Raw genomic sequence first — 24,997 nt, forward strand, 5'->3', positions numbered from 1 at the left:
CAGCGCCGGGAGCCGTCGTGACACTTCGCATCAGGGCCCTGGGGCCGCTGGACGTGCCCGGCGCCGAGGCGCTGACCCGGTCGGGCAACCCCCGGCGGCTGCTGGCCGCGCTGCTCGTGCGCTCCCCCGGCGTGGTCGCCGCCGACACCCTCGCCGACGTCGTCTGGCAGGGCGTCCCGCCCGCGCGGGCCGACGCGGCGCTCCAGACGGTCGTGTCCCGGCTGCGCTCGCAACTGCGCGCGGCCGGCCTCGACGACGTGCTGCACACCCGCCACCCCGGCTACGCCCTCGTCGTCGACCCCGCCTGGTTCGACGTCACCGCCTTCGAAGACCTGGCCGAACGCGGGCGCGGCCTGCTCGCGACCCGTCCGCGCGAGGCGCTCGCGCTGCTCGACGAAGGGCTGGCGCTCTGGCGGGGCGGCGCGTACGCCGAATACGCCCACGAGGACTTCGCGATGGCCGAGGTCGCCCGGCTGACCGAGTTGCGGTCGTCGGCCCGGGAGGACCGCGCCGAGGCCGCGCTGCGGCTGAACCGGCCGGAAGACGCGCTGGCCACGCTCGACACGGTGATCGCCGAGTCGCCGATGCGGGAACGGTCCCGGGGTCAGCTCATGCTCGCCCTCTATCGGCTCGGACGGCAGGTCGAGGCGCTGGCCGCCTACCGGGCGTACCGGACCATGCTCGACGAGGAACTCGGCCTGGAACCGCAGCAGGCGCTGCGCGACCTGGAGACCCGCATCCTGCGCCACGACCCCGCGCTGCACCCCCGCGAGCCCGCCGAACCACCGGCCACGTCACTGGTCGGGCGCGACCACCTGCTCGCCGACCTGCGCGACCGGCTGGGCCGGGCCCGGGTCGTGACGCTGACCGGGCCGGGCGGGGTCGGCAAGACGCGGCTCGCGGCGGAGGCGTCGGAGGGCGGCGCGCTGGTCGACCTGTCGTCGTTGCCGACGGGGGCCGAGGTCGCCGGGGCGATGCTGACCACGCTCGGCGTGCACCTGGTCGACGGATCGGCGCCGCTCGACCGGCTGGTCGACTACCTGCGCTCCCGCGACACGCTGCTCGTGCTGGACAACTGCGAGCACGTCGTCGAGTCGGCCGCCGCGGCCGCCCAGGCCATCGCGGCGGCGTGCCCGGCGGTGCGGATCCTGGCCACCTCGCGCCTGCCGCTCGGGCTGCCGGTCGAGCAGATCGTGCCGGTGCCGCCGCTCGGCGCGGAGGCGGTCGAGCTGTTCCGGCTGCGGGCGGCGGCGCTCGCGCCCGGGGTCGACGTCGCGGGCGACGCGGCCGAGGAGTTGTGCCGCCGTCTCGACGGGATCCCGCTGGCCATCGAACTGGCGGCCGGGCGGCTGCGGGTGATGAGCCCGGCCGAGATCCTGGCGTCGGGCGGCCTGCTGCGCACCTCCTACCGACAGGCGGCCGACCGCCATCGCACGCTCGACGCGGTGATCGACTGGTCCTACCGCCTCCTCGACGACGACGACCGGCGGTTGTTCGCCCGGCTCTCGGTCTTCCCGGGCGTGTTCACCGCCCACGACGCGGCCCGGGTCTGCGGGCTCGACCCGGTGGCCGCGCTCGACCGGATCGGCGACCTGGTCGACCGGTCGATGGTGGTGGCGGTCGCGGGGGGCGACGTGACGGCGTACACGATGCTGGAGACCCTGCGCGCGTTCGCGCGCGAGCGGCTCGCCGAGAGCGGCGAGGAAGCCGGCCTCCGGCAGGCGCACGCGCGGGACCTGCTGGAACTGGTGCGGCGCGGGGCCGAGCGCATCGACGGCGCGTGGGTGGCCGAGGTCGACCGGCGGTTCGGCGACATCCGCGCCGCGCACCTGTGGGCGCTCGACCACGACCTGACGCTCGACCTGTGGCTGATCGGCGAACTGGCCGACTGGGCCGAGCTGCGCATGCCGGCCGAGCTCGAAGACTGGGCCAAGGCGGCGGCCCGCCGCTGGTCGGAGACCGGCCACGCCGACGACGAACCCCTCGCCGCCCTCGCGCTGGGGGTGGCCGCGGGCTGCGCCCGGTTCCGCAGCGACTACGAGGAGGCCAAGCGGCTGGCCCGGTTGTCGCTGCGGCTGCTCGGCCCCGACGACCCGTTCCGCCGGTTCGCCGTGTTCGTGCGGGCCGAACTGGCCCTGCTGAGCGGCGACCTCGACGAGGCGCGGCGGCTCGGCCTCGACGTGCTGCGCTGGGCCGAGACGGCCGACGACGAACTGCGGGCCGGTTACGTCCGCGCCTCGCTGGTGCTGGTGTCCGCCTACGGCGGCCGTCCGGAACAGGCGGTCGCCGACGCCACCGCGATGCTCGACACGTGCCGGTCTCCGGTGGTCAGGGGCTGGGCCCTGTACGTCCTGGGCGAGTCACTCCTCGACACCGACCCCGGCCGGGCCGGGAGGCTGCTCGCCGAGGCCAGGTCACAGGCCGTCGCCACGGGCGACCGCTACTGCGAGGGCGTCGCGCTGACCTCGCTGGCGTCGGTGACCGCCCGCCACGGCGACCCGGACGCGGCCGTCGACCTCTACGTCGAGGTCATCACCCACTGGGAACACCACGGGAACCGGCTCCAGCAGTGGGCCACGATCCGGGGCGCGGCGTTCCTGCTGGCCCAGCGCGGCGACCTCGCCTCGGCGCTGGCCGTGCTCGACGCCGTCGCCGCCCAGAAGGGCGCCACGCCCCTGTACGGCGCCGACGCCGACCGCCTGCGCGAACTCCGGGCCCGCGCGGCGGGCACGCCGCCCGGGGAACCGGTGGGAGACCTCCACCGCTTCACCCTCGACCGGCTGCGGCGTCACACGAGCACGACCACCACGGCGTCGCCGTTCTTGGCGCAGGCGGTGAAGAAGTCCCAGAGCCCGGCGTAGTGGCGGCGGTAGTAGTCCTCGTCGTCGACGCCCGGGTAGACGCCGGTCATCGCCGCGCCGTCGTAGCGCAGCACGCCCGGGAGCGACTCGGCGGCGACGGCCACCTGCTCGGGCGACAGGTAACGCGGCGGGCCGTAGGGGAACTCGTGGCCGGTCTCCAGGGGCGTGCCGCCGAAGACGACGTCGACCGGCAGGTCCTTCAGGAGGGCGGCCAGCCCGTCCCACGCCTTGTCGACGTCGAGGCCGCGTTCGACGTCCTCCATCAGCTCGTCGAGCCGCTGGGGGTGCGTGAGGAGGGGGTCGATCTCCTCCGGCCGCACGTTGAGGTACTGGCACGTGATTCCCATGCGGTTCGGGCTCCCGGGCGTAGGGTCGGCGGATGGGACGTATCGAGAACGCCAAGACACTGTACGAGCAGGCCGTCTTCATCGGGACCGAGGGCGCCCTCGACATGGCCGACCTGGCGCTCGACAGCCTGGAGGCCGATCTCATGCTGGCCCGCGGGCGGATCACCCACGCCCGCTACCTCTCCGGCGAGGGCGACGGCGACGTCACCGCGTTCGAGCGGGCCGTCGACCTCTACAACTCCCTCGGCGACACCCGGGGCGAGGCCGAGGCGCTGTTCTGGGTCGGCATCTACCACCAGGTCGTGGCGGGCGAGGACGACGTGGCCCGGCCCTTCTTCGAGCGCGCCCGCGACCTGGCGACCGGGGCGGGCGACCGCGAGACGCTGGCGTACACACTGCGGCATCTGGCCTTCGCCTCGAAGGGCACCCCGGAGGCCCGGGAACTGCTGGAGGAGTCGACCCGGCTGCGCCGTGAGCTCGGGTTCCTGCCGGGGGTGGCGGCGAACCTGGTCGGGCTGGCCTACCTGGCGCGCGACGAGGGCCGCGACGGCGACGCGGCCGACCTGATCGCCGAGGCGCGGGAGACGGCGGAACGGGCGGGCGCCCACCGCGTGCTCCAGTGGGCCGACGAGTTCACCACTCCGCCGGGGTCGTGACCGCCCGCTCGTCGAGGGCCTTGGCGAGCTGCCTGCGGGAGGTGACGCCGAGTTTCCGGAAGATCTTGCGCAGGTGGTAGTCGACCGTGTTCGCGCCGCCCCGGGCCGGCCGGGCGATGGTCTGCTCCTGCGGGGTGAGGGTGGGGGCTGGAACGCAACGACGCGGATCTTTGCTACTTCAGTGGCATCACGTGACTTCGACGACTCCCTGTACGGCGGCCGACCGTGGCCAGCGGCAGGAACCGCTGACCGGCCAGCCCGCTTAGACCATGGCGATGCAGCCAGGCCAGCAGCCAGACCGGCAGGCGCAGCAACAGGGTGAGCCACGGGCCACGCTTCCTCTTCATGGTCGTTCCTGTTCGTCGACGCGCCCGGCTCACAGGCCGAACGCGCCGCCTTCCACGAGGATGACCACACCGATGCCGATCAGGACCACCGGCAACAGGATGTGGCCCCACCGGCTCAGCGCCCTGGCGATGACCGGGCGGGTGGCGAAGAACCAACCGGCGGCGATCCACACCGCCAGCAGGATCAAGAACACGATCACGTAGACGCTCATGCCGCCCAGCCCGGCCGTGGCGAAGACCGGGACGTAGACGCCGATGTTGTCGCCGCCGTTGGCGAAGGTGACAGCGGCCACCTCCAAGACCTTCGGCCGGCCCCGCCGCTTGTCCCTGTCCTCCTCCGGATCGTCGCGGTGCCGCCAAGCCTGGACGCCCGCCTTCACGCCCAGCGCGAGAGGCAGCAGACCGAGGTAGGGAATCGCGGCATCCGGCAGGAACGTCGCCCCGAACGCAGCCGCCACCGCCGCACCCAAGATGGCGGCGAAGCCCAGGTATTGGCCGGTCGCGATGCTGCGCGTCGCCCCCTTGTGCCCGGCCCCCTGGGCGAAGAACAGGGCCAGAATCATGATGTCGTCGATGTTGGTGACGGCGAACAGGCCCACCGCCTGGGGAATGACGCCGACGTTCACGACCGCCCCACCCTCCAGGCGTTGCGGGCAGAGTCGGAGGAACAGCCGCAGGTGCCCTTGTGCCGGGCACGGCGGAACTCGGAACGTGAATGCATGATCAACCTTCAAGCGCTTCAGACAGTCGGTACGCGGCGGACGTGCCACCCGGCCGGACGGCACGGCGAGCGCGTCACCGTCGAAGAACCTGCAAGGCGGACAGAGAAGGCCGCAGCCCGGCCAAGACGCCGCCCATCACCATCAGCCGACCACCCTGCCCAGCGCCCAGGCCCGACCGGGTGACGTCCGACAGGCAGAACAGCCAACGGCCGTCCTGATCAGCGGACGCAGGAGGCATGGCCGCCCAGCCTCGCGGCGGCATGGCCACCTCGTCAGAACAGACCACCGGCTGCTCGGAGTCATCGCGAGCCAGATCAGAACTGACCGCCTGCTCCGCATGGATGCCGGCGGAAGGGAAAACCGCCGCACTCGCGGAGGACACGAACACGTCGGGCATGACGAGGTACACCAGAAGCGCCAGGGCATGCAGTACGAGGACTGCCCACCTCCGTCGCTTCACCGAAGTCTCCAGGTCTGCCGTGCCCGTCCCATCGCAGCCTGCCGCCGACGATCGCACAGCGTCGTACGGGAGGAAGCTTCGAGGCTTCCTAGCGAAAGACCGCCACAGCCACCGTGCCCGGCGAAACGGGGCCGACAATGCTCACGGCTGCCCATCCTGCCGGAAATGGGACGCCAGCTGTGCGTCCTTTTCCATGGAACGACACGCCGGAGAGGACCGATCATCTGGTGTGCTCCTCAGCAATCGTGCCGTCTTCGCCAGCTCCGACCTCGACGAGGTTCGCGGCGAGGTCGCCAAGGTGTTCTGCCCCCACCGGCTGGACCTGGCCGAGCATGCGAACCTGCTGTCGGCCCGGTTCAACTCGGTCCAGCTCGGCTCGGTCCGCGTCAGCTACCTCGACTACGGGGGCGACGTGCACATCGAGCCGGGCGAGCTCGGCACCTTCTTCCTCGTCATGATCCCGCTCGCCGGGCGGAGCCTGATCCGCGCCGGCGACCGGGAGATCGTCTCGACCCCCGCGCTGGCCGCGCTGCCCTCGCCGACCCGCCACCTCGACATGCGCTGGGCGGCCGGCTGCCCCCAGCTGGTCATCAAGTTCGAGCGCGCCTCCGTCGAGCGCTCGCTGGAGCAGCTGCTCGGCGAGCCGGTCGCCGACCCGCTCGTCTTCGACCTCGGCATGGACCTGACGACCGGCTGGACCCGGTCGTGGCGGGACATGGCCGACCTGCTGGTCAGGGAGGGCGAACGCGACGACGGGCTGACCGGCCATCCGCTGGCCATCGCCCATCTGGAGAACGCGCTGGTCAGCCTGTTGCTGACGATGCAGCCGTCCAACTACCGCGAGCGGCTGACCGCGCCCCGGCAGGCCGCGCTGCCGAAGGTGGTGCGCCGGGCGATGGAGTTCGTCGACGGGCACGCGCACCTGCCGCTGACCACCGCCGACATCGCGGGCGCGGTCGCGGTGAGCGGGCGATCCCTCCAGGAGGGGTTCCGCGCCCACCTCGGGCTGACCCCGATGGCCTACCTGCGGCGGGTGCGGATGGCGAAGGTGCACGAGGAGCTCAAGGCCGCCGACCCGGCGCGGGCCACGGTCACCACGGTGGCCGCGCGGTGGGGCTTCCTGCACCAGGGACGGTTCGCCGCCCAGTACCGCGAACGTTATGGGCTGCCGCCGTCGGAGACGCTGCGGAGAGGGCCCGCGTCAGGTGGATGACATCCGCGCTCAGCGGATGGCCCGGCCCGGCGGGCCGAACGTACCGTTCTTGTCAGGCGCCGATCGCAACTCCACTCCTGACATCGAAGGGACACACCACCATGCGGGACATTCTTGTCGTCGGCGCCGGTCAGGCCGGTCTCCACCTGGCCATCGGCCTGCTCAAGCAGGGCTACGACGTCACCGTGATCTCCAACCGCACCCCCGAGGACATCCGCGACGGGCGGGTCATGTCCGGCCAGTGCATGTTCGGCACCGCGCTCGGCCACGAGCGCGAACTCGGCCTCGACCGGTGGGCCGACGACTGCCCGCCCATCGAGGGCATCGCGCTCACCGTCCCGAGCCCGGAGGGCGGCAAGTTACTCGACTGGGCCGGACGCCTCGACGTCCCGGCCCGCTCGGTCGACCAGCGGGTGAAGATGCCCGTCTGGCTGGGCGAGTTCGAACGGCTCGGCGGCAAGCTCGTGATCCACGACGCCACCCCCGAGGACCTGGAGAGTTACGCCGCCCGCTACGACCTCGTCCTCGTCGCCGCCGGGAAGGGGCAGATCGCCTCGCTCTTCGAGCGCGACCCGGCCCGCTCCCCGTACGCCGCGCCGCAGCGCGCCCTCGCGGTCACCTACGTCAACGGCCTGACCCCCCGCCCCGACCACTCGGCGGTCTGCTTCAACCTGCTCCCGGGCGTGGGCGAGTACTTCGTCTTCCCCGCCCTCACCCACACCGGCCCCTGCGAGATCATGGTCTTCGAGGGCGTGCCCGGCGGTCCCATGGACTGCTGGGGCGACGTGCGCACCCCCGCCGAGCACCTGGCGCGCGGCCGCCGGATCCTGGAGACCTTCTTCCCGTGGGAGGCCGAGCGCTGCGGCGCGGTCGAGCTCACCGACGACAACGCCGTCCTGACCGGCCGCTTCGCCCCGACGGTCCGCCACCCCGTCGCCGTGTTGCCCTCGGGCGCGCCGATCCTCGGCGTCGCCGACGTCGTGGTGCTGAACGACCCGATCACCGGGCAGGGCAGCAACAACGCCGCCAAGTGCGCCGCCGCCTACCTGAAGGCCATCGTCGAGCGGGGCGGCAAGCCGTTCGACGCCGACTGGATGCGGGCCACCTTCGAGGGCTTCTGGACGCAGGCCAAGCACGTCACCGCCTGGACCAACGCCCTGCTGGCCCCGGCCGAACCCCACCACCTCGCCCTGCTGGGCGCGGCCCAGCAGCACCCCGAGGTCGCCCACCGGTTCGTCAACGGCTTCGACGACCCGTCCGACTACGCCGAGTGGTTCATGGACGCCGACAGCGCCGGCGCCTACCTGGGGAGGGTCGCGGCATGAGATCGCTCCGTGAGGCCCTCGGGCAGTTCGCCACCGGGGTGGCGGTGATCACCACGGCGACCGGCGAGGGCGAGCGGGCCGGGGTGACCGTCAACTCCTTCACCTCGGTCTCGCTCGATCCGCCGCTGGTGCTCTGGTGCCTGTCGAACCGGGCGCCCAGCGCGCCGGTCTTCCTGAAGGCCGGCCGGTTCGCCGTCAACGTGCTGGCCGCCGACCAGGACCACCTGTCGCGGCGGTTCGCCACCCCTTCGGCCGACAAGTTCGCCGGGGTCGACCTGCTCGGTTCTCCCCTGCCGATCCTGGCCGGGACGCTGGCCGCCTTCGTCTGCCGGACCGAACGCGTGCACGACGGCGGCGACCACCACATCTTCGTCGGGGCGGTGGAGCACTACCAGCGCGCCGAAGGGGAGCCGCTCGTCTTCCACTCGGGCCGTTACCGGGAGATCGCGGCGACCAGGCCGCCGTCGACGACCAGGTCCTGGCCGTTGACGTACGACGCGGCGGCGGAGGCGAGGAAGGCGACCGCGTCGGCCACGTCGTCCGGGTAGCCGAGCCGGCCCGAGGCCACCGAGGCCAGCGCGACGGCGGCGGCCTCGGCGGAGATGTGCTCGTGGAACATCGGGGTCTCGATGTAGCCGGGGCTCACCGAGTTGACGCGCACGCCCCTCGGGCCCAGCTCGGCCGCGAGGGTGCGGGTCAGGTTGTGGACGGCGGCCTTCGAGGCGGCGTACAGGGCCGCGCCGGACAGGCCGCGGTGCAGCGCCCAGGAGGCGTTGACCACGATCGACGCGCCCTCGGCCAGCAGAGGGAGGGTCTTCTGGATCGTGAAGAAGACGCCTTTGACGTTGGTCGTCATGACGTGGTCGAAGCCGGCCTCGGTGACCTCGCCGAGCGGCTGGAACAGGGCGGTGCCGGCGTTGGCGAAGACGACGTCCAGCCGCCCGAACCGGCTCCCGATCACGGCCGCCAGCCGGTCGAGGTCGGGCAGGCGGGTGACGTCGCCGAGCACGGGCAGGACGCGGTCGCCGGCCGCCAGGTGATCGACGGCGGCGTCGAGCCGGGTCTGGTCCCGGCCGGTGACGACCACGTGGGCGCCGCCGGCCAGCAGCCTCCCGGCCGTGGCCAGGCCGATGCCGCTGGTGCCGCCGGTGACGAGCGCGATCTTGTCGTGGAACGTGTGGGTCATGCGTCCAGCGTGCCGACGGGCGCGCGGGGGCGACAGTGCGCAGTGATCATGGGTGTGGCGCCACCACCCTCAGCGGGGGGTGTAGAGCTCCAGGTACCACGACGGGTGGTCGGCCACCACGAGGGTCGTCATGTCGAAGAACAGGTCGCCCGCTTCGGGGTGCCGGATCGCCTTGATCGCCTGGACCGGCGGCCCCACGTCGTGGCGGCCCCAGAGCTCGGCGAACTCCGGGCTCACCGCGCTCAGGTCGGCGACCACCCGAGCGAACCCGGGGTCGTCGGGGGCGTGCGCGGCGTCGGCGCGGTAGGCGGCCACGACGGCCGGCGCGACCGACTCCCACTCGACGTGCATGGCCCGGTAGCGGGCGTTGGTGAAGAACGCGACCAGGCAGTTGTGGTCGGTGTCGCCGTAGCGGAAGGTGCGCTGCGCCGCGTCGTTGACGGCGACCAGGTTCCAGTAGCGGTCGCGCAGCATGGCGGGCGGCGTCCAGGTGTCGAGCAGGCGGCGCAACCCGGGGGTGACCTCGGCGGCGCGGGCCGCCCCGGCGCGGGGCGGGTTGAGGCCGGCCAGCAGGTAGACGTGGGCGCGCTCGGGCTCGGTCAGGCGCAGCGCACAGCCGATCGCGTCGAGGACCTCGGCCGAGACGTTGATGTCGCGGCCCTGCTCCAGCCAGGTGTACCAGGACACGCCGACCCCGGCCAGCACGGCGACCTCCTCGCGGCGCAGGCCCGGCGTCCGGCGGCGGCCGGCCACCGCCATGCCGACGTCGGCGGGGGTGAGCCGGGCCCGGCGGGTGCGCAGGAAATCGCTGAGCTGCTCGCGGCGGGCCATATGTCATGGTAGGCATCCGCGCAGGAGGGCTGCCCCTCCCCGTCTCTAGGGACTGCTCCGCAGCTCGCGGACCCCCGTTTTCCTAGCGTGAAGCCATGACAATCAGCCTCAGAAGATCGGTCCTCTTAGCGGCGGCCACGTTGTCGGTCGTGCCCGTCCTCGCGACCCCCGCCGCCGCCACGGCCGCCGCGGTCACCGCCGGGACCTGCGCCGAGGGAACCGGCGGACAGCTCACTTACACGGCGGAGCCCGGCGTCGCCAACGACCTCACCATCACCCAGGACAACGGGATCCTCCGGCTGGAGGACGAAGCCGGCACGATCAAGGGCTGCACGGCGGAGAGCCCGACCACCGTGGTGACCGCGCTCGCCAGGAAGATCAAGGTCGTGCTCGGCGACGGCGACGACGTCGTCGTGGTGAACGTGCTGCCGCAGGGGCAGCGGGTGGTCGTCCTCGGCGGCGACGGCGACGACGAGCTGCGCGGCAGCGGGAACGCCGACGACCTGCGCGGCGGCAAGGGCGACGACACCCTCCGGGGCAACGGCGGCGACGACTCCCTGCGCGGCGAGGCGGGCGAGGACGAGCTGCGCGGCGGCGTCGGGGCCGACGAGCTCCAGGGCGGCACGGGCAGCGACGACCTGAGCGGCGGCGCGGGCCCCGACGAGCTCAACGGCGGCAGCGGCGACGCCGACGCCGACGAGCTCAACGGGGGCACCGGCGCCGACGAACTGAACGGCGGCGCGGGCGCCGACTCCTGCAACGGCGGCCCGGGCGCCGACACCACCACCCGCTGCGAGTAGCCGTCAGGCGATCTCGACGGCGGCCTTCTCGCCGTCGGAGAGGAACGACGCGAGCGCCTCCCCCTCCTCGGCCACCGCGTCGCGGTCGGCCCGGGAGAGGTCGCGCAGCGGCTCGACGACCACCGTGCCGTCCCTCACCGTCCAGGTGGCGGAGACCCGGCCGTCGACCAGGACGACCCGGGTGCCCGCGATCGACACGCCCCGGTGGGCGTCGTCGACGATCCGGGTGCGGTCGTCGTACCCGAGGAGCGCGTTGTCGAAGGCGGGCAGGAACCGCACCGGCGCGGGGGTGCCGGGGTCGGGGCGCGGCGCGTCGGGCAGGTCGAGCAGCTCGCGGCCCCGCTCGTCGCGGAAGGAGACCAGCTCCCCGCGTACCGCGGCGACCGCGGCCGGCAGCCCGGCCAGCCCGCACCAGGAGCGCAGGTCGGCCGTGGCGGCGGGCCCGTAGGCGGCCAGGTAGCGCCGCACCAGCGTCTCGCCGACCGGATCGCAGCCGTTCGGCGCGGGCGGGTCGAGCTCCCGGCCCAGCCACGTCGAGATCGGCACGTTGCGCACCCCCGCCTTGGCCCGCCACACCCCGCGCGGCGGCAGCTGCGCCATCGGGATCAGGGCGGAGACCAGCATCTCGCCCAGCGGCCGGGGTTCGGGCAGCGGCCACCGCTCGGCCATCGTCCGGGCCAGCTCGCCCATCGTGCGCGGCTCGCCGTCGGCCATCAGGGCCCGGCCGGCCGCCGCGAGCTCGTCGAGGTCGACGTCGGCCAGGTCGCGCCGGTAGACGCCGAGCACCCGCTGGCGCAGCATGGCGTCGTGCCGGGCCCGCCAGGCCACGACGTCGTCGGCCGTGACCAGGTGGACGGTCCGGCGCATGAGATGGGTGCGCACGACGTCCCGGCCGACCAGCAGGCCGGAGAGCGCCGCCGGGTCGAAGCCGCGCAGCCGCGACCAGAGCCCGATGAACGGCTCCTGCGGCTCCTGCGCCTGCATCCCGCACAGGTGCGCGACGGCGTCGAGGACCGGCAGATCGGCCCGGTCGAGCAGCAGCTGCCGGGCGAGGGTGGCGCGGTTGAGGGCCCGGTTGTCCAGAACGGTCATCGGCATACGCCCACGATCTCAGCAATAGCGGCCAGAAAGTGTCCTCTTCTCGGACAAGCTGGACCACTGTTACATTACAGTCGTAATGGAGGTGGGACATGCGAGAACGATGGGTACCGGACGCGCGCCGCAACGCCGTCGCCGACGCGGTGGGCCGGTTGCTGAACCGCGGCCACGGCACCTTCCCGGGCATGCGGGAGATCGCCGCCGAGGCCGGGGTGACGACCGGCGCGCTGCAGCACCACTTCGCCACCAAGGACGACCTGCTGCTGTTCGCGCTCGACCACCACTGCCGCCGCTGCGCCGACCGGCTGAGAGCCCGGTCGGCCGAGGGCCCGCGCTCCGCGCGCCAGGCGCTGGCGGCGATCGTGACGGAGCTGCTCCCGCTCGACGACGACCGCGCCGCCGAGGCGAGCGTGGCCAGGGCGTTCGTGTCGCGGGCCGCGACCGATCAGGGCTTCGCCGCCCACTACCGCGCCCAGCGCGAGATCCTGCACGGCCTGCTCGGCGAGCAGTTCGGCCGCGCGGGCGCCCCCGACCCCACGGCCGCCGCCACGATCCTGGCGCAGGCCGTCGAGGGCATGCGGACCGACTGCCTGCTCCTCGGCCCGGACGCCGTCGACCTCGACGCCGTCCTCGACCGGCTGCTCCCCCCGAACACAGAGGACATCGCGTGAAGAGCGTCGAGTTCAGCACCACGACCACCCTGCCCGCCGCCCCCGAGCGGGTCTTCGAGCACCTGGCCGACCCCGGCAACCACGTGGGCCTGTCGCCGCTGGTCGTCGAGGTCCGCGACATCCGCCACGAACCGGGCGCGGTGCGCTTCACGGCGGTCGAGCGGTTCGCCTTCGGCCCGCTGCGCCACGACAACGTCATCGAGGTCGTGCTGCGCCTGGGCGACGGCTCGATCACGGGTGACGTGGTCAGCCCGGGCGGCGTGCGGGTGGCGTACGGCTACCGCATCGACGCGGCGCCCGGCGGGACACAGGTGGTCGACCACTACCGGCTGTCGGCGCCGTTCGGGCTGCTGCGGTTCTCGGTCGGCCAGGCGAAGAAGGTGCAGGCGGCGAGGGGGCGGGAACTGGCCCGCCGCTTCGCCGCCTGACACCGGTTCATCAGAGGGATTCGTTGCGGGTGAAGCGGAACAGCGCGGTGTGCGAGGCCGCCGCCCCCTCACCCGTGTCGACGTGCAGCGTCAGGCACTTGTCCAGGTACGTCTGCGGCGTGCGCCAGACCACCTGGTAACTGCCGTATCCGAGCACCTGCAGCTCGGCGGCGCCCTCGGCGGGCGTCGGCTGGCCGGTGGGCAGGCCCGTCCGGCAGTCGAAGGGGCTGACGGTCAGGGCCGCCGTGGTGAGGCCGTTGACCGGGGCGCCGGTCGCGTCGGTCAGCCGCCACTTCACCTGGATGCCCTGGCCGGCCTTGGCCACGTTGACCACGCCGTCGTTGCGGATCGGCGCGGCGAAGCCCGTGAAGACGTACGCCACCGAGTAGGTCGCCGACACCGGCGGGGTGAGGTTGCCCTCGTTGTCCTTCGCCCCGGCGCACGTGGCGGTGTAGACCCCGACCCCGGCGGGTGTTCCGCCGGTGAGCGTCAGCGTGGCCTTGGTCGCCACGCCGGAGCCCCGGTCGACGGTCGCGCAGCCGGGCGTGGGCGCGGCGCGCAGCCGGTAGGTCGCGCCGTCGGCCACGCCGGTGACGCTGACCTGCGGTCCGGCCGTGTCGGGGCCGGTCCAGCTGACCGTGAGGGTCTTCTCGACACCCTTGGCGACGGCGCGGCCGCCGTGGTCCTGGAGCAGCGGGTCGACGGTGACCTTCACCTCGCCGGAGCGCCGCTCCCCGGTGAACCGGAACGCCATGGCCAGCTTCTCGGCCGGGTAGGGGTGACCGGCGGGCGGGAGCTGCGGGGAGACCGCCGTCCACTGGCCGCCCACGGCCGCGCCGTCGGGGGTGGTGACCGCGAGCGCGCCCGAAAGCGCCTGGGCCACCCGGGTCGGCTGGCTCATGGTGACCGTGAGGCCCTCGCCGTCGGCCTCGACCTTCTCGACCTCGGCCGGTTCGGCGCGGAACAGGTTGACGTCGACGTCGGTGTGCGGGGGCAGCACCTTCAGCACCCGCGACTCGGCCGGCAGGTAGCCGTCCTTGGTGTAGACGACCTTCCACCAGCCTTCCGGCACGTCCCAGCCGTAGCGGCCGTCGGCGTCGGTGACCTGCGGATTCAGGTCGCCGTAGACCGCCGCGTCCCACGGCTGCCACGGTCCTTCCGGCGCCGGGGCGCGCAGCAGCGTCGCGGTGACGCCTTCGACGCGGCGGGCGTCCAGGCCCTCGTAGAGGTAGCCGGACGGGTCGAAGCGGTAGTCGATGTCGGCGTCGGGCTGGGGGCGGTTCGGGTCGCGGTAGGAGGTGTCCCGCTCGGACCAGCGGCACTCCTCGGCGCTGTTCATCTCGCGGCGCAGCGCCGCGATGTCGTTGTTGAGCGGGATCTCCAGGGCCTTGCCGACGCCCCAGCTGACCGCCCAGACCGCGACGGTGCCCAGGCCGAACGTCGCCGGGGCGAGCGCCAGGCCGATGGCGCCCGACACGCCGGTGTAGACGTCGAGCATCACGGCCCGCCGCATCAGCTGCTGGAGGTGGTGGCGGTGGACGTCGCCCAGCGAGCCGTCCCGGCACCGGTTGGCCATGTCCATCATCTTGTTGAGCTCGGTGTACTTCTCGTCGGCGCTCTCCATCGAGTTGATGGAGTCCCAGTTGGTGATGTTCCAGAAGGACGTCTGGAAGATCGCCCGCGCCGGTCCGGCGACGAACCCGGCCGCGTTCAGCGACCTGACCAGCGGCGAACCGGGCGCCTGGCGCGCCAGCGCGCCGACGTCGACGATCGCCGCCGCCTCACTGGTGTACCGCCCGGTCGTGGCGACCGTCAGGGGGTCGCTGCCCGACAGGACGGGCTCGTAGACGGGCACACCCGAGGCGCGGGCCGCCACGACGGCGGCGGCGTCCGGCTCGTAGCCGGGCAGCGGCTCGATGAGCAGCTTCACGCGCCCCTGCGCGGCCGGGCCGAGCTTCGGCATCGGGACGGTGAACTCCTGGCTGACGGCGTCTCCGTCGGTCACCGGCTCCGAGAGGACCGCGGTTCGCGGGTCGAAGAGCCCGTCGGCCGGGTCGGGGGCGGGCGGGAGCGGCAGCGGCGGCCGGTCCTGGCGCGCCGCGTAGGTGATCGTCAGGTCGCCGACCTCCTGGGCCTTCGGCTTGGTCGTCACGCTGTAGACGTCGTCCTGACCCGCCACGGGCGTGAGGGGCAGGTCCAGCGAGCCGAGCCGGGCGCGCGGGTCGCCGACCGGGCCGCTGAACGTGGCCCGGACCGTGACCTCCAGGGCCGGGTTCCACACCCACGGGAAACGGGCCACGCCGTCGACCGGGCGGAAGGTCCTGCTCATGCCCGGCTGGGACATGGTCACCGACTCCAGCACGCCGGCGTGCGGGTCGACGACCACGGTCACCGGCTCGGACACGAGCTCTGCCGCGCCGACGGCGGCGGAGGCCAGCAGGACGTGCCGCGCCGCCTCGTCTCCGGCGCCGAGGTCGACGACGGCGTGCCAGCGCCCGCCAGCCCCGGCGTCGGCCTCGGCGATCACGGTGTCGCCGTCGCGGACGGCGACATGGGCACCGGCGGGGGCCAGCCCCGAGACGGTGAACCGGCCGGTCCGGCTCGACGACGGCGCGCCCAGCGTGACCGTGCCCACCCGGACCCCGGCCGATCCCAGGGCTTCGGTGAGGTCACCGGAGGAGACCGACAGGGAGAACGGCAACTCCGTTCCGGGCGTCGCGGGCGTGCGGACGTACACGTCGAGCGTGCGCGCCCGCGCGGCCGGGAGCGGGATCACCACGGCGTTCGCCTCACGGGTGAACGCCACCGGCTTGCCGTCCCGCAGGACCGCGTCGTCGGGCACCGTGACGCCCGGGGGAAGCGTCAGCGTGGCGCTGCCGCTGCGGGTGGTGTTCTGGAATTCGACGTCGGCGCGCAGGTGGGCCAGCGCGCCGGGCAGCACGGCGTCGGTGACGGCGTCGAAGCCGCTGCGATCGCCGCGGACCAGCGTCGACGGCGCGCCGAGCCGCAGGTCGCCGAGGTCGAGCTCCTCGCCCGCCCCGACCGTCACGAGCCGCTGGACCGAACCGGTCTGCTGGTCGCGGCACGCGACCACGGTGAGCACGTAGGTGCCCGCGGCGGGCGCGGAGACCCGCAGCCCCGGACCGGCGAAGTCGGCGGCCGCCGAGGTGGCCGGGCCGTCGATCCTCGCGCAGGTGCGGCCGGTGCGGGGGGTGCCGTCGGGTTCGAGGACGCGCGCGACGATCCTGGACGTCTCGTGGAGCTCCACCGTCAGCGGGATGTCGGGCGACTCCCCCGCGACGGCCTCGGCGCAGCCCTTGCTCAGGCCCCGGACGCCGCCGTCGGCGCAGAAGCTCACCGTCGAGCCCGGGGACACCTCGACCGGGACCTCGCCGGTCCAGACGGCGATCCGGCGGCCGCCGGCCACGACCTCGGGGCTGACGGTGCCGGCCGTCATGACGTCGAGCTCCTGCTCGGTGCGGTCGCCGTCCATCGAGACCACGACCACCTTGGGCCGCACGACGTAGCCGGACACGCCCGGGAAGACCAGCGCCACCGGGGCGTCGGCGCTCGCCGCCACCTCGGGTGTGGTCTGCCTGGCGCGGGTGGCGAACACGGCGGTGCGGGTGCCGCCGCCGAACACCTGGGCCGACCAGGTGCCGTCGGCGGCCGACTCGACGCGGCCGGACACGCCGACCCCGCCGACCGTCTGCCGGATCGTGACCGCCGCCCGGAGCGGGCGGCCGTCCTCGTCGGCGACCGTGCCGCGCACGGTCACCTTGGGCAGCGCCTCGGCGGTCACCACGACCGCGTTGGCCCCGGCCGTCAGGGTCAGCTTCTTCTCCGGTACGGCGGCCAGGCCGTAGGTCGCGAGCGTCTGCCCGGGCACGGTGATCTTCGCGGTCACCTCGGTGCCCGCGTCGAGGGTGCCGAAGGCGACCCGCCCGTTCTCGTCGGTCCGGGCCGACCGGGCCCCGGTCCGGGTGGTGAGCACGACCGGGACGTCGGCCAGCGCCGCGCCGCCGGTCCGGTTCAGCGTCAGGGTCAGCGACGCGGGGGCGTGCGGCGCGACGGTCGCGTCGACCGCCTGGCCGGCGGCGACCGCCACCGTCGCCGGCGGGGTGCCGTCGAGGCCGTCGGAGCGGCGGGTGGTGATCCGGTAGTCGGGCGCCGGCACGACCGGCACGGAGAGCGTGCCGTTGGCCTTCAGCTGGGTGACGTGCCCGGTGCCGGTGGTGTCGCTCCAGACCTGGAGGCGCACGCCGTCGGGCTCGCCGCCCGGGACGGTGACGCCGATCCTGATCAGGCCGCCGACCGTGGCGGGCAGCCCGGCGACCGGCCGCGAGAGCGCGTGCCCCGCGCCGTCGGCGAGCCGCAGCGTGCCCGACACGATCTCGGTCACGCCCTCGGGCAGCGGCCAGGCGCCCTTGTACTGCCCGGCCCGCTCCTCCGCGAGCGGCACGGTGACCGGCTTCGCCGGGTCGTCGGCGGTGCGCACGACGAGGGCGGCGGTGGCGGTGAAGCCCGCCGCGCCGACCACCGCGAAGGTGGCCTCGCGGCCGAGTGCGAGCACCGTCGACCCGCCCACCTTGGGCAGGTTGGCGGCGGCCTCGGTGACGGCCAGGTCGTCGACGCGCACCGTGGCGTCCTTGGTCAGCCGGAGCTGCTCGGCGCCGCGCAGCACGGCGACCGCGTAGGTGTACTCGGTCCCGGCGGCGACCGTGGTGTCGTCGTGGGCCGTCGCGTTGGGGGCCAGGTCGGCCAGCTTCACGCCGTCGCGCAGCACCCGGTAGCCGGTCAGGCCGGTGGCGTTGGACGCCTCCCACTGGAGGCGCACCCGCGCGCCGGGCCCGGCCACCGCCGAGAGCGGGGCCTCCCCGGGCGGCACGTCGCCCAGCAGGGTGACGCTCCTGGTCAGCGGCGCCGACGTCCGGCCGTCCGCGTCCTTGGCGACGACGGCGACCTCGACGGTCGAGCCGGGGGTGAGCCCCGACGGCGTGGCCCGGGTGAGGGGCGCGGTCACGGTGGCGACCTTCGTGCCGTCGACGCTCACCTCGTAGGTCGTGGCCGTGGCGCTCGCGGCCGGCCAGGAGAGGGCGACGCTGGTGGTGCCGGGTTCGGCGGTCAGCGCGGCGTCCGCCGGCCAGGTCGGCGCGGGGGCGTCGGCCGGGACGGCGCGGTAGAGGTGCGAGGGTTGCGGCGTGTCGGTGCGGGGGGCCGTGAACGCCGTGCTCGCCGACAGGAAGGCCAGGGTGGAGCCGGTCCCGCTCAGCGCGAAGGCGTTCACGAAGTCGGGGTAGATCACCATCTCGCCGGGGACGGGGTCGGCGATCCGGCCGTCCAGACCGGAGCTGACCAGCGCGGGAGCGCGGCCGGGCTCGGCCGGTTGCGCCCACACGGCGCCCGAGCGGCGGAACGCGACGGTCGAGCCGTCGGCGCTCAGCCGCGCGGCGACGGGCAGGTCGTCGGAGGCGAAGGCGACCTCGCCGGAGACATGAGGGGCCTTGGCCGAGGCCGCCAGCGTCACGTCGGCCGAAGGGCCGGTGACCAGGTCGGCGACGACGACCGCGGGGCCGTCGCCGCCGAAGGCGGTCCGGCGTCCGGCCTGGTCGAGGTGGGGGGCCCAGGCGGCGTGCTGGGCCTGGGTCAGCGCCCGCTCCCCGGCCAGCCGGTCACCGGACGCGGCGTCGAAGCGCAGGAGCAGGCGCTCGTCGCCGTCGGCCACGTTGACCGCGAGCACCTTCCCGTCACCGGACAGGGCGAAGCTCCGCACGTCGGGCTCCGGCACCACGAGGTCCTCCGGGCGGACGACGTGCGGCACCGGCGCGGCGTCGGCCGGCCGGGTGACCAGCAGCACGCCCTCGGGCGAGGGGAGGTCGTCGTACTCGGGCAGCGGCAGCGAGAGGCCCACGGCCAGCCGCCGGCCGTCCGCGCTCAGGGCGAGGCTCCGGAGCCGGTGCTCGTAGGACGGCACGCCGAGGTCGGGAAGCGGGATCCAGACGGTGGCGTCGGTGAGCCGGTCCCGGACGAAGATCGCCTGCTGGAGATCGGGGTCGGCCGAGGCCGGCAGCCCGAGGTCGGCGGCGCTCGACCCGGCGGCCGTGAAGGCGACCGTCCGGCCGTCGCCGCTGATCGCGGCGTCGAGCACCTGCGGCACGGGCCGCCCTTCGGGGTCGAGGCCGACGACCTCCTCGCCGCCGCCGCTCACGTCGGTGGCCGCCAGGACCGGTGGGTCGTCTCCCCGTGGAGACAGGTGTAAGGCCGTGACGCCGTCGGCCGACAGCGCCAGCTGCCCGGCCTGGACGGTTAAATCGGGCACCTCGGCCCGGCTGTCGACCCGGTAGGCCCTCGGCAGCGGGTCGGCGGCTCCGGCCGCCATGGCCGCCTGCGGGACCGTTCCCAGCTGGACGGCGAGGCTGAGCACCAGCGCTCCGACGAGAAAGGGTGTTCGCACGAGAATCTCCTTGTGATCGGCGATCACCCGGACGATGTCAAGCGGCCCTTGGGACCCGATTGGATGCGACTTGGGACCGACTCAAGCACACCGTCAACAAAGGGTTGACGGCATCCAAATCGTCAACCTACTGTTGACGGTATGAGCGATTCTCCCGTCGTACGGCTGGACGATCTCATCAACGGGATCAAGGCGGCCAACCCCAACGTCCTCGAACAACTCTCCGGCGCCGTGCTCATGGCCGAGCACATGGGCGACGTCGCCGACCACCTCATCGGCCACTTCGTCGACCAGGCCCGCAAGTCGGGCGCGTCCTGGACCGACATCGGCCGCAGCATGGGCGTCACCAAGCAGGCGGCCCAGAAGCGGTTCGTGCCCAAGCTCGACGAAGGCCAGCAGCAGTTCTCCCGGTTCACCCCGCGCGCGAAGACGGCCATCGGCGAGGCGCAGCGGCTCGCCAAGGAGCTGGGCCATCCCATGGCCGGGCAGGCGCACCTGCTGGTCGCGATGCTCGCCGACGCCGACGGCCTCGCCGTGAAGGCCCTGGTCGAGATCGGCCTCGACCTCGACGAGGCCCGGGGGGCGGCGCGCGCGGCGCTGCCGGAGACCGGCGAGGCGCTGCCCGGGAACGCCGAACTCGGGGAGGACAACAAGCGCCTCCTGGAGCTCACCTTCCAAGAGGCGCTGCGGCTCGGGCACAACTACATCGGCACCGAGCACATGGTGCTCGCCCTGCTGAGTGCGGAGAACCCGGTCCTGGTCGCGCTCGGGGTGACCCGGGAGCGGTTCCAGGAGGCGGTGCTCGCCTTCCTCAAGGGATACGCGCCGAAGTAGAACCCCGGTGGGGGGTGATGGCGTCCAATGGGATTGTGGACATGGCGTTGCGGGCCGGCGATCCCCGGTCGATCGGGCCCTACATGGTGGTCTCCCGGCTCGGAGAAGGTGGCCAGGGCGTCGTCTACCTGGGCGAACGGGACGGGGAGCCGGTCGCGGTCAAGGTGCTGCGGCACGGCGCCGACGACGCGGTGATCCGGGAGGTGAACTCCACCCGGCAGGTCGCGGGGTTCTGCACCGCGCGCATCGTCGACGTCGCGCTCGACCACGATCCGCCCTACATCGTCAGCGAGTACGTCGCCGGCACCCCTCTCGACCGGGTGCCGCCCCGCAAAGGCGCGGAGTTGCAGCGGATCGCCATCGGGACCGCCACGGCGCTGGTGGCGATCCACCGGGCGGGGGTGATCCACCGCGACTTCAAGCCGGGCAACGTGCTGCTGGCCCCCGACGGCCCGCGCGTCATCGACTTCGGCATCTCGCGGCTCAGCCACAGCGAGACCACCGGGCGGGCCATCGGCAGCCCGCCCTACATGGCCCCCGAGCAGTACTCCGGGGAGCGGGTCACGGCCGCCGCCGACGTGTTCGCGTGGGGCGCGACCATGGTGTTCGCGGCGACCGGGCGGGTGCCGTTCGACGGCGACAACATCGCGGCCGTCGCCTACCGGGTGCTGCACGCCGAACCCGACCTGACCGGGGTGCCGCGCGTGTTGTTGCCTCTGGTACGCCGGTGCCTCGCCAAGTCGCCCACCGAGCGCCCCACCTCGAAGGAGGTGCTGCTCAGCCTGCTCGGGCACGACGGCGAAGACGACCTCGACGTGCTGGAGTCGGGCCGGATCGAGGCCACCCGGCCGGTCGCGGGCAAGCCGGTCCCGTGGCGAGCCGGGCTCGCGGTGCTGGCCGGCGTGGCGGTGATCGCGACGGCCGTCGTGTTCTGGCCGCACGGCGACCGGCCGCCCGAGACGCAGGCCGAGCTCGCGGCGGCGCTGTCGGAGGTCTACCGGAAGACCCCGACCGCCACCTTCACCAGCGAGGGCGGCATGGGCCAGGGCGACAACCTCGCCCGGTCGCGGGGCACCGTCACGATCGCCGGAGACCCGAGCCTGCCCCACGACGACTTCGTCGCCGACATCACGTACGGGAGCGAGCAGACCCGCCGCTACACGATCAGGGACCGGCGGGTGGTGGAGACCGGGGCGTCGCTCGGCGAGTTCGGCGACGGGGGCAACGAGCCGCCGATCCTGGTGACGGCGACGGCGGGGCTCACCGTGATCCGGTCGCTGATCGTCCAGGGCAACGCGACGTTCGAGCGCGACGGCCGGGTCTACCGGGGCATCGTCCCGGGCAACCTGACGGGCGACGCGCTGAAACTGCTGCTCGTCGAGTACGCCGGCGAGGCCGTCGACCGATCGCTGGTCACCTACACGCTGACGATCGACGAGGCCGACCGGCCGGTCTCGTTCGTGCTCGACGTCGGCCGGCCGCTCGGGGACGCGGGGTTGTTCACGACGACCTTCCGGTCGGCGTACACCGACTTCAGGAGTCGGTGAGCGCGGCCGAGGTCGCGACGACCGCCTGGAGGTGGCGGCGCATCGCCAGGGCGGCCATCTCGGCGTCGCCGTCCTTGATGGCCTCGTAGATGGCCCGGTGCTCGGCGCGGGCCTGCGCGGCCCGGCCCGGCGAGGCCGACACGGCGAGCGCCTGGTCCTGCAGGACCGCGCGCAGGTCTTCGACCAGGCGGGAGAACAGCGGGTTGCCGGTGGCCTGCGCGATGGCGATGTGGAACCGGGCGTCGATCTTGTTGCGCTCGGCCGGGTCGTCGTTGTCCTCGAACGCGGCGACCAGTTCGGCCAGGCCGTCGAGGTCCTCCTGGGTGCGCCGTTCGGCCGCCAGCCGGGCCGCCGGCACCTCCAGGTAGCGGCGCACCTCGTTCAGCTGCGACGGCAGGTACTGGCCGCTGAGCAGGTGCGACTGCACGCGGGTGGCGGCCACGAAGGTGCCCTTGCCGGCGTAGGACTTGGTCAGGCCCAGGGCGTTCAGGCTGTGCAGGGCCTCCCTGATGACCGAGCGGCTGACCCCGAACGACGCCGCGAGTTCCGCCTCCGATGGGAGACGGTCGTCGACCGCGAAGTGACGCGACTCGATCAGTTCGATGAGCTGCGTACGAACGTGCTCCGCCGCGCTCTTCTGCTCGACAGGGACGACCTTCATTCCGGGTAGGTCCTTCTTCATCTCGGGGCCAGGGTTCTCGTCTCCCACCGTGCCACGCAGGGTCGCCCCGCGGCGAGATGCATCGTACGGCCGGACACGTCCATGATCACACCGGCGATCGTCGCGGTGCGCTCACGTTCGTGCACATTCTCGTCGGGGTGCTGGCAGACGCTCGACGGGCTGTCCTGGTGGTCGGCGAGCACCTTCTTGAGGTCGTCGACCGACAGGCTGGGCCGTTCGCCCAGGCTCTCGGTGACGTTGCGCAGCCGCGTGAACGTGTGGGGCTTGCGGCGCGCGTACAGATCCTCGCCTGTCAGGTCGGCGGACCGGAAGTGGTTGGCGTGCGTGATCTGGCCGTCTTCGGGGGTGAGAATGCGCACACCGCCGGGGCGGGGGGCCGTTTCGAGGTCGGCGGCGAAGCCGGTGTCGTCGGCCAGCAGGTAGTTGGCCGACAGGGCGCGCTCGGCCCCGGCGATCGTCTCGGCCGCCGCCGCGCCCGACTCGCTGTCGAGGGCCGCGCGCAGCAGGACGTGGTAGGGCACCCCGATCCGGCCCTCGTCGCCGTCGCTGATCAGGGTGTTGGTGCACAGTCCGACGCCCGCGTCGTTCATGCCGACCTTGGCGAGCAGCCCGGCCTCGACCAGCGTGACGAACGAGGGGCCGTCGTCGCGGGTGACCTCCAGGAGCATCGCGGTGTCCATCGAGTGGAGCAGCCAGTCCCAGTTCTGCGCGATGAGCGTGGTGCCGGTGGCCGAGCGGTCGGGCAGCAGCGTCAGCGACGTGCACTCGTGGGGCATCTCCCGGCTGCCGGCGTGGAACATGATCTCGCTGCGGGTGTTGAGCGCGAGGATCTCGTCCACGTCGAGGCCGGCGCCCTCGGCGATGCCCCGCATCTCGGTCAGCGACGCGGGCGCGAAGTCGCCGACGACGTCGCGGTACTGCGCGGCGTGGGCGCGCACGGTGGCCCAGTCCCATCCGGCGTAGTGCTCGAAGACCCGCTGGTAGGCGGCTATCGAACGGTGGATCCGGGTGCGGGCCAGCGCGCCGTACCGCCTGCCGCGCTCGGCGGGAGGTCCGGCCACGCGGACCACAGGGAACTCCCCAGGAAAGTGCATGGAACAGGCCGCTCCCTCACGTGAGGCTGGACAACCGTCCAGGGTGCCTGGCTGTCAGACATGTTGATTGTGGGAGCCTCGGCCCAAAAGTGTCAACTCGCCGGTTTTTCGGGCATAACGCCTTGCCAGAACTCAAAACTCAGGTTCATGATGTCAGGCAGCCCTACAGGTTGGAGTTGTGGTGACATCTGTGCTGATAGCCGGCGGCGCGAGCGGCATCGGGGCCGCCACGGCGGCCCGGCTGCGCGCGGCGGGCGCCGACGTGCACGTGGCCGACCTCGACGCGGCCGGCGCGGCCGAGGTCGTCAAGGCCCTCGACGCCCACCCCGGTTCCGGGACGGCGAGCCACGTCGACCTGGCCACCGCCGACGGACCCGCCCAGGCGGTCGCCGACGCCGTCGAGGCGCACGGCCGCCTGGATGCCATCGTCTTCTGCGCGGGCCTTCTCGTCGAGACCGAATTGGCAAATTTCTCCGCGTCCGAATGGGACCGGACCATGGCGCTCAACCTCCGGGCCCCCTTCTTCCTGACCCAGGCCGCGGCCCCCCACCTGGCGGCGTCGCCGCACGGCCGGGTGGTGCTCACGGGCTCGACCGCCGCCTTCCGGGGCGGCGGCGGGAGCTTCGCCTACGCCGCCTCCAAGGGCGGTCTCGTCGCGCTGACCAGGTCACTCGCGGTCGCGATGGGCCCCGACGGGGTCTGCGTCACCTGCGTCTGCCCCGGCTGGATCGACACCCCGTTCAACGACCCCTACTGGCGGCGCGTGGGCGGCAAGGACGGCGGGAACGTCGCCGCGCTGGAGTCGCGCATCCCCCTGGGCGGCCAGGGCGTTCCGGACGACGTCGCCGCCGTCGTCGAGTTCCTCGTCTCCCCCGGCTCCCGTTATCTGACCGGCCAGGCCCTCGTCGTCGACGGCGGCCTGCTCGCCTCATGAGGCCAGGCACATGATCTCCACCAGTCCCCGGCCGTCCGCTCGCCTCGGGAGGTCGTCCACATGATCCGCACCGAATCCGTCGTCACCCTCGAACTCGCCGACCGCCTCATCAGGGCCGCCCAGGACGGCGCGGGCAAGCCGATGGCCATCGCCGTCACCGACCGGCACGGCCACGTCGTCGCCGCCGCGCGCATGGACGGGGCCTCGCACGTCGCCCTCACCCTCGCCGTCGACAAGGCGTTCACCGCCGCCGCGTTCAACGCGCCCACCGACGCGTGGGGCGAGGTCACCAAGCCCGGCGCGGCCGACTGGGGCCTCACCTCGGCACTCGCCGGTCGCATCGTCATCCTGGCCGGCGGGTTCCCGCTGCGGAGCGACGGTGAGCTGATCGGCGCCATCGGGGTGAGCGGCGCCGCCCCCCACGTCGACAACTCGGTCGCCCTGCACGCGCTGCGGTCGTGCGCCGAGGTCGTCGACTCCTTCGCCTCGTCCCATCCCGCCGTTTAA

The 24,997-nt window shown here is 73.4% G+C and carries 23 protein-coding genes; 12 read left to right on the forward strand and 11 right to left on the reverse strand.

The window, feature by feature from the left end:
- Positions 1-17 precede the first annotated feature (17 nt).
- Positions 18-2,861 carry an AfsR/SARP family transcriptional regulator gene (locus tag AW271_RS17815; RefSeq protein WP_062338137.1) on the forward strand — a complete coding sequence of 948 codons (2,844 nt, stop codon included), beginning with the start codon at positions 18-20 and terminating at the stop codon, positions 2,859-2,861.
- Here AW271_RS17815 and AW271_RS17820 read toward each other — a convergent pair.
- Positions 2,789-3,208: a DUF1877 family protein gene (locus tag AW271_RS17820; protein WP_062338139.1), complete on the reverse strand. Its 420-nt coding sequence runs from the start codon at positions 3,206-3,208 to the stop codon at positions 2,789-2,791. The genes AW271_RS17815 and AW271_RS17820 overlap by 73 nt on opposite strands.
- Positions 3,209-3,240: 32 nt before the next feature.
- On the opposite strand from AW271_RS17820, the gene AW271_RS17825 reads away from it, so the two are divergent.
- The gene (locus tag AW271_RS17825) at positions 3,241-3,864 is read left to right on the forward strand and encodes a hypothetical protein (RefSeq protein WP_062338141.1); all 624 of its coding nucleotides are present in this window, start codon (positions 3,241-3,243) and stop codon (positions 3,862-3,864) included.
- Here the strand turns inward: AW271_RS17825 and AW271_RS43145 are convergent.
- From AW271_RS43145 to AW271_RS17835, 4 genes are all read right to left on the reverse strand, one after another.
- Positions 3,842-3,982: a LuxR C-terminal-related transcriptional regulator gene (locus AW271_RS43145; RefSeq protein WP_218008097.1), complete on the reverse strand. Its 141-nt coding sequence runs from the start codon at positions 3,980-3,982 to the stop codon at positions 3,842-3,844. The two genes, AW271_RS17825 and AW271_RS43145, sit on opposite strands and share 23 nt — an antisense overlap.
- A 55-nt stretch (positions 3,983-4,037) precedes the next feature.
- The gene (locus tag AW271_RS39770) at positions 4,038-4,211 is read right to left on the reverse strand and encodes a hypothetical protein (RefSeq protein ID WP_157554303.1); all 174 of its coding nucleotides are present in this window, start codon (positions 4,209-4,211) and stop codon (positions 4,038-4,040) included.
- Between the two features lie 29 nt (positions 4,212-4,240).
- Entirely contained in the window at positions 4,241-4,837 is a 597-nt protein-coding gene (locus AW271_RS17830; RefSeq protein WP_062338143.1) for a cadmium resistance transporter, read from the reverse strand.
- Positions 4,838-5,006: 169 nt separating this feature from the next.
- Positions 5,007-5,330 carry a hypothetical protein gene (locus AW271_RS17835; RefSeq protein WP_157554305.1) on the reverse strand — a complete coding sequence of 108 codons (324 nt, stop codon included), beginning with the start codon at positions 5,328-5,330 and terminating at the stop codon, positions 5,007-5,009.
- A gap of 292 nt (positions 5,331-5,622) precedes the next feature.
- Here AW271_RS17835 and AW271_RS17840 point away from each other — a divergent pair, with 292 nt between their 5' ends.
- The 3 genes from AW271_RS17840 to AW271_RS40755 all read left to right on the forward strand — a co-directional run bounded on the left by AW271_RS17840 (position 5,623) and on the right by AW271_RS40755 (position 8,479).
- Positions 5,623-6,606 (forward strand): AraC family transcriptional regulator, encoded by a 984-nt coding sequence (locus AW271_RS17840; protein WP_245653084.1) that lies wholly within the window; start codon positions 5,623-5,625, stop codon positions 6,604-6,606.
- A gap of 101 nt (positions 6,607-6,707) precedes the next feature.
- Positions 6,708-7,931 (forward strand): styrene monooxygenase/indole monooxygenase family protein, encoded by a 1,224-nt coding sequence (locus AW271_RS17845; RefSeq protein WP_062338149.1) that lies wholly within the window; start codon positions 6,708-6,710, stop codon positions 7,929-7,931.
- Positions 7,928-8,479, forward strand: coding sequence for a flavin reductase family protein (locus tag AW271_RS40755; protein ID WP_169806359.1), 552 nt, complete (start codon positions 7,928-7,930; stop codon positions 8,477-8,479). Before AW271_RS17845 ends, AW271_RS40755 begins: the two co-directional genes overlap by 4 nt.
- Here the strand turns inward: AW271_RS40755 and AW271_RS17850 are convergent.
- Both AW271_RS17850 and AW271_RS17855 read right to left on the reverse strand, forming a co-directional pair.
- Complete coding sequence (locus AW271_RS17850) at positions 8,365-9,117, reverse strand: SDR family NAD(P)-dependent oxidoreductase (protein ID WP_062338151.1); 753 nt, start codon at positions 9,115-9,117, stop codon at positions 8,365-8,367. The genes AW271_RS40755 and AW271_RS17850 overlap by 115 nt on opposite strands.
- A 69-nt stretch (positions 9,118-9,186) precedes the next feature.
- Entirely contained in the window at positions 9,187-9,948 is a 762-nt protein-coding gene (locus tag AW271_RS17855) for a helix-turn-helix transcriptional regulator (protein WP_062338153.1), read from the reverse strand.
- 95 nt (positions 9,949-10,043) lie between these two features.
- Here AW271_RS17855 and AW271_RS17860 point away from each other — a divergent pair, with 95 nt between their 5' ends.
- Positions 10,044-10,748 carry a calcium-binding protein gene (locus AW271_RS17860; protein ID WP_157554307.1) on the forward strand — a complete coding sequence of 235 codons (705 nt, stop codon included), beginning with the start codon at positions 10,044-10,046 and terminating at the stop codon, positions 10,746-10,748.
- Positions 10,749-10,751: 3 nt separating this feature from the next.
- On the opposite strand, the gene AW271_RS17865 is transcribed toward AW271_RS17860, so the two are convergent.
- The gene (locus AW271_RS17865) at positions 10,752-11,840 is read right to left on the reverse strand and encodes a winged helix DNA-binding domain-containing protein (protein ID WP_062338594.1); all 1,089 of its coding nucleotides are present in this window, start codon (positions 11,838-11,840) and stop codon (positions 10,752-10,754) included.
- Positions 11,841-11,938: 98 nt separating this feature from the next.
- Between AW271_RS17865 and AW271_RS17870 the strand changes: the two genes are divergently transcribed.
- Positions 11,939-12,517: a TetR/AcrR family transcriptional regulator gene (locus tag AW271_RS17870; RefSeq protein WP_062338157.1), complete on the forward strand. Its 579-nt coding sequence runs from the start codon at positions 11,939-11,941 to the stop codon at positions 12,515-12,517.
- Positions 12,514-12,945 carry an SRPBCC family protein gene (locus AW271_RS17875; protein WP_062338159.1) on the forward strand — a complete coding sequence of 144 codons (432 nt, stop codon included), beginning with the start codon at positions 12,514-12,516 and terminating at the stop codon, positions 12,943-12,945. Before AW271_RS17870 ends, AW271_RS17875 begins: the two co-directional genes overlap by 4 nt.
- 10 nt (positions 12,946-12,955) lie before the next feature.
- Here the strand turns inward: AW271_RS17875 and AW271_RS17880 are convergent, their stop codons facing one another.
- Positions 12,956-19,399 carry a PxKF domain-containing protein gene (locus AW271_RS17880; RefSeq protein ID WP_157554309.1) on the reverse strand — a complete coding sequence of 2,148 codons (6,444 nt, stop codon included), beginning with the start codon at positions 19,397-19,399 and terminating at the stop codon, positions 12,956-12,958.
- 141 nt (positions 19,400-19,540) lie between these two features.
- Here AW271_RS17880 and AW271_RS17885 point away from each other — a divergent pair, with 141 nt between their 5' ends.
- Entirely contained in the window at positions 19,541-20,233 is a 693-nt protein-coding gene (locus tag AW271_RS17885) for a Clp protease N-terminal domain-containing protein (protein WP_062338163.1), read from the forward strand.
- A gap of 41 nt (positions 20,234-20,274) precedes the next feature.
- Positions 20,275-21,780: a serine/threonine-protein kinase gene (locus AW271_RS17890; RefSeq protein WP_062338165.1), complete on the forward strand. Its 1,506-nt coding sequence runs from the start codon at positions 20,275-20,277 to the stop codon at positions 21,778-21,780.
- On the opposite strand, the gene AW271_RS17895 is transcribed toward AW271_RS17890, so the two are convergent.
- Complete coding sequence (locus tag AW271_RS17895) at positions 21,767-22,441, reverse strand: FadR/GntR family transcriptional regulator (RefSeq protein ID WP_062338167.1); 675 nt, start codon at positions 22,439-22,441, stop codon at positions 21,767-21,769. The genes AW271_RS17890 and AW271_RS17895 overlap by 14 nt on opposite strands.
- 17 nt (positions 22,442-22,458) lie before the next feature.
- On the reverse strand, positions 22,459-23,556 hold the full coding sequence (locus AW271_RS17900; RefSeq protein ID WP_063818014.1) for a C45 family autoproteolytic acyltransferase/hydrolase: 1,098 nt from the start codon (positions 23,554-23,556) through the stop codon (positions 22,459-22,461).
- 181 nt (positions 23,557-23,737) lie between these two features.
- On the opposite strand from AW271_RS17900, the gene AW271_RS17905 reads away from it, so the two are divergent.
- Together AW271_RS17905 and AW271_RS17910 are read left to right on the forward strand one after the other, a co-directional pair.
- Complete coding sequence (locus tag AW271_RS17905; protein WP_063818028.1) at positions 23,738-24,490, forward strand: SDR family NAD(P)-dependent oxidoreductase; 753 nt, start codon at positions 23,738-23,740, stop codon at positions 24,488-24,490.
- Positions 24,491-24,550: 60 nt separating this feature from the next.
- Positions 24,551-24,997: a GlcG/HbpS family heme-binding protein gene (locus AW271_RS17910; protein WP_062338178.1), complete on the forward strand. Its 447-nt coding sequence runs from the start codon at positions 24,551-24,553 to the stop codon at positions 24,995-24,997.

Origin of the sequence: Herbidospora sakaeratensis, assembly GCF_001570525.1 — a bacterium.
Classification (GTDB): domain Bacteria; phylum Actinomycetota; class Actinomycetes; order Streptosporangiales; family Streptosporangiaceae; genus Herbidospora; species Herbidospora sakaeratensis.

Bases quoted from the DNA above. Each gene is read 5' to 3' on its own strand.
- AW271_RS17820 (WP_062338139.1), bottom strand. From the start codon at position 3,208: ATGGGAATCACGTGCCAGTACCTCAACGTGCGGCCGGAGGAGATCGAC.
- AW271_RS17825 (WP_062338141.1), top strand. From the start codon at position 3,241: ATGGGACGTATCGAGAACGCCAAGACACTGTACGAGCAGGCCGTCTTC.
- AW271_RS39770 (WP_157554303.1), bottom strand. From the start codon at position 4,211: ATGAAGAGGAAGCGTGGCCCGTGGCTCACCCTGTTGCTGCGCCTGCCG.
- AW271_RS17835 (WP_157554305.1), bottom strand. From the start codon at position 5,330: ATGCCCGACGTGTTCGTGTCCTCCGCGAGTGCGGCGGTTTTCCCTTCC.
- AW271_RS17845 (WP_062338149.1), top strand. From the start codon at position 6,708: ATGCGGGACATTCTTGTCGTCGGCGCCGGTCAGGCCGGTCTCCACCTG.
- AW271_RS40755 (WP_169806359.1), top strand. From the start codon at position 7,928: ATGAGATCGCTCCGTGAGGCCCTCGGGCAGTTCGCCACCGGGGTGGCG.
- AW271_RS17850 (WP_062338151.1), bottom strand. From the start codon at position 9,117: ATGACCCACACGTTCCACGACAAGATCGCGCTCGTCACCGGCGGCACC.
- AW271_RS17855 (WP_062338153.1), bottom strand. From the start codon at position 9,948: ATGGCCCGCCGCGAGCAGCTCAGCGATTTCCTGCGCACCCGCCGGGCC.
- AW271_RS17860 (WP_157554307.1), top strand. From the start codon at position 10,044: ATGACAATCAGCCTCAGAAGATCGGTCCTCTTAGCGGCGGCCACGTTG.
- AW271_RS17865 (WP_062338594.1), bottom strand. From the start codon at position 11,840: ATGACCGTTCTGGACAACCGGGCCCTCAACCGCGCCACCCTCGCCCGG.
- AW271_RS17870 (WP_062338157.1), top strand. From the start codon at position 11,939: ATGCGAGAACGATGGGTACCGGACGCGCGCCGCAACGCCGTCGCCGAC.
- AW271_RS17885 (WP_062338163.1), top strand. From the start codon at position 19,541: ATGAGCGATTCTCCCGTCGTACGGCTGGACGATCTCATCAACGGGATC.
- AW271_RS17890 (WP_062338165.1), top strand. From the start codon at position 20,275: ATGGCGTTGCGGGCCGGCGATCCCCGGTCGATCGGGCCCTACATGGTG.
- AW271_RS17895 (WP_062338167.1), bottom strand. From the start codon at position 22,441: ATGAAGGTCGTCCCTGTCGAGCAGAAGAGCGCGGCGGAGCACGTTCGT.
- AW271_RS17900 (WP_063818014.1), bottom strand. From the start codon at position 23,556: ATGCACTTTCCTGGGGAGTTCCCTGTGGTCCGCGTGGCCGGACCTCCC.
- AW271_RS17910 (WP_062338178.1), top strand. From the start codon at position 24,551: ATGATCCGCACCGAATCCGTCGTCACCCTCGAACTCGCCGACCGCCTC.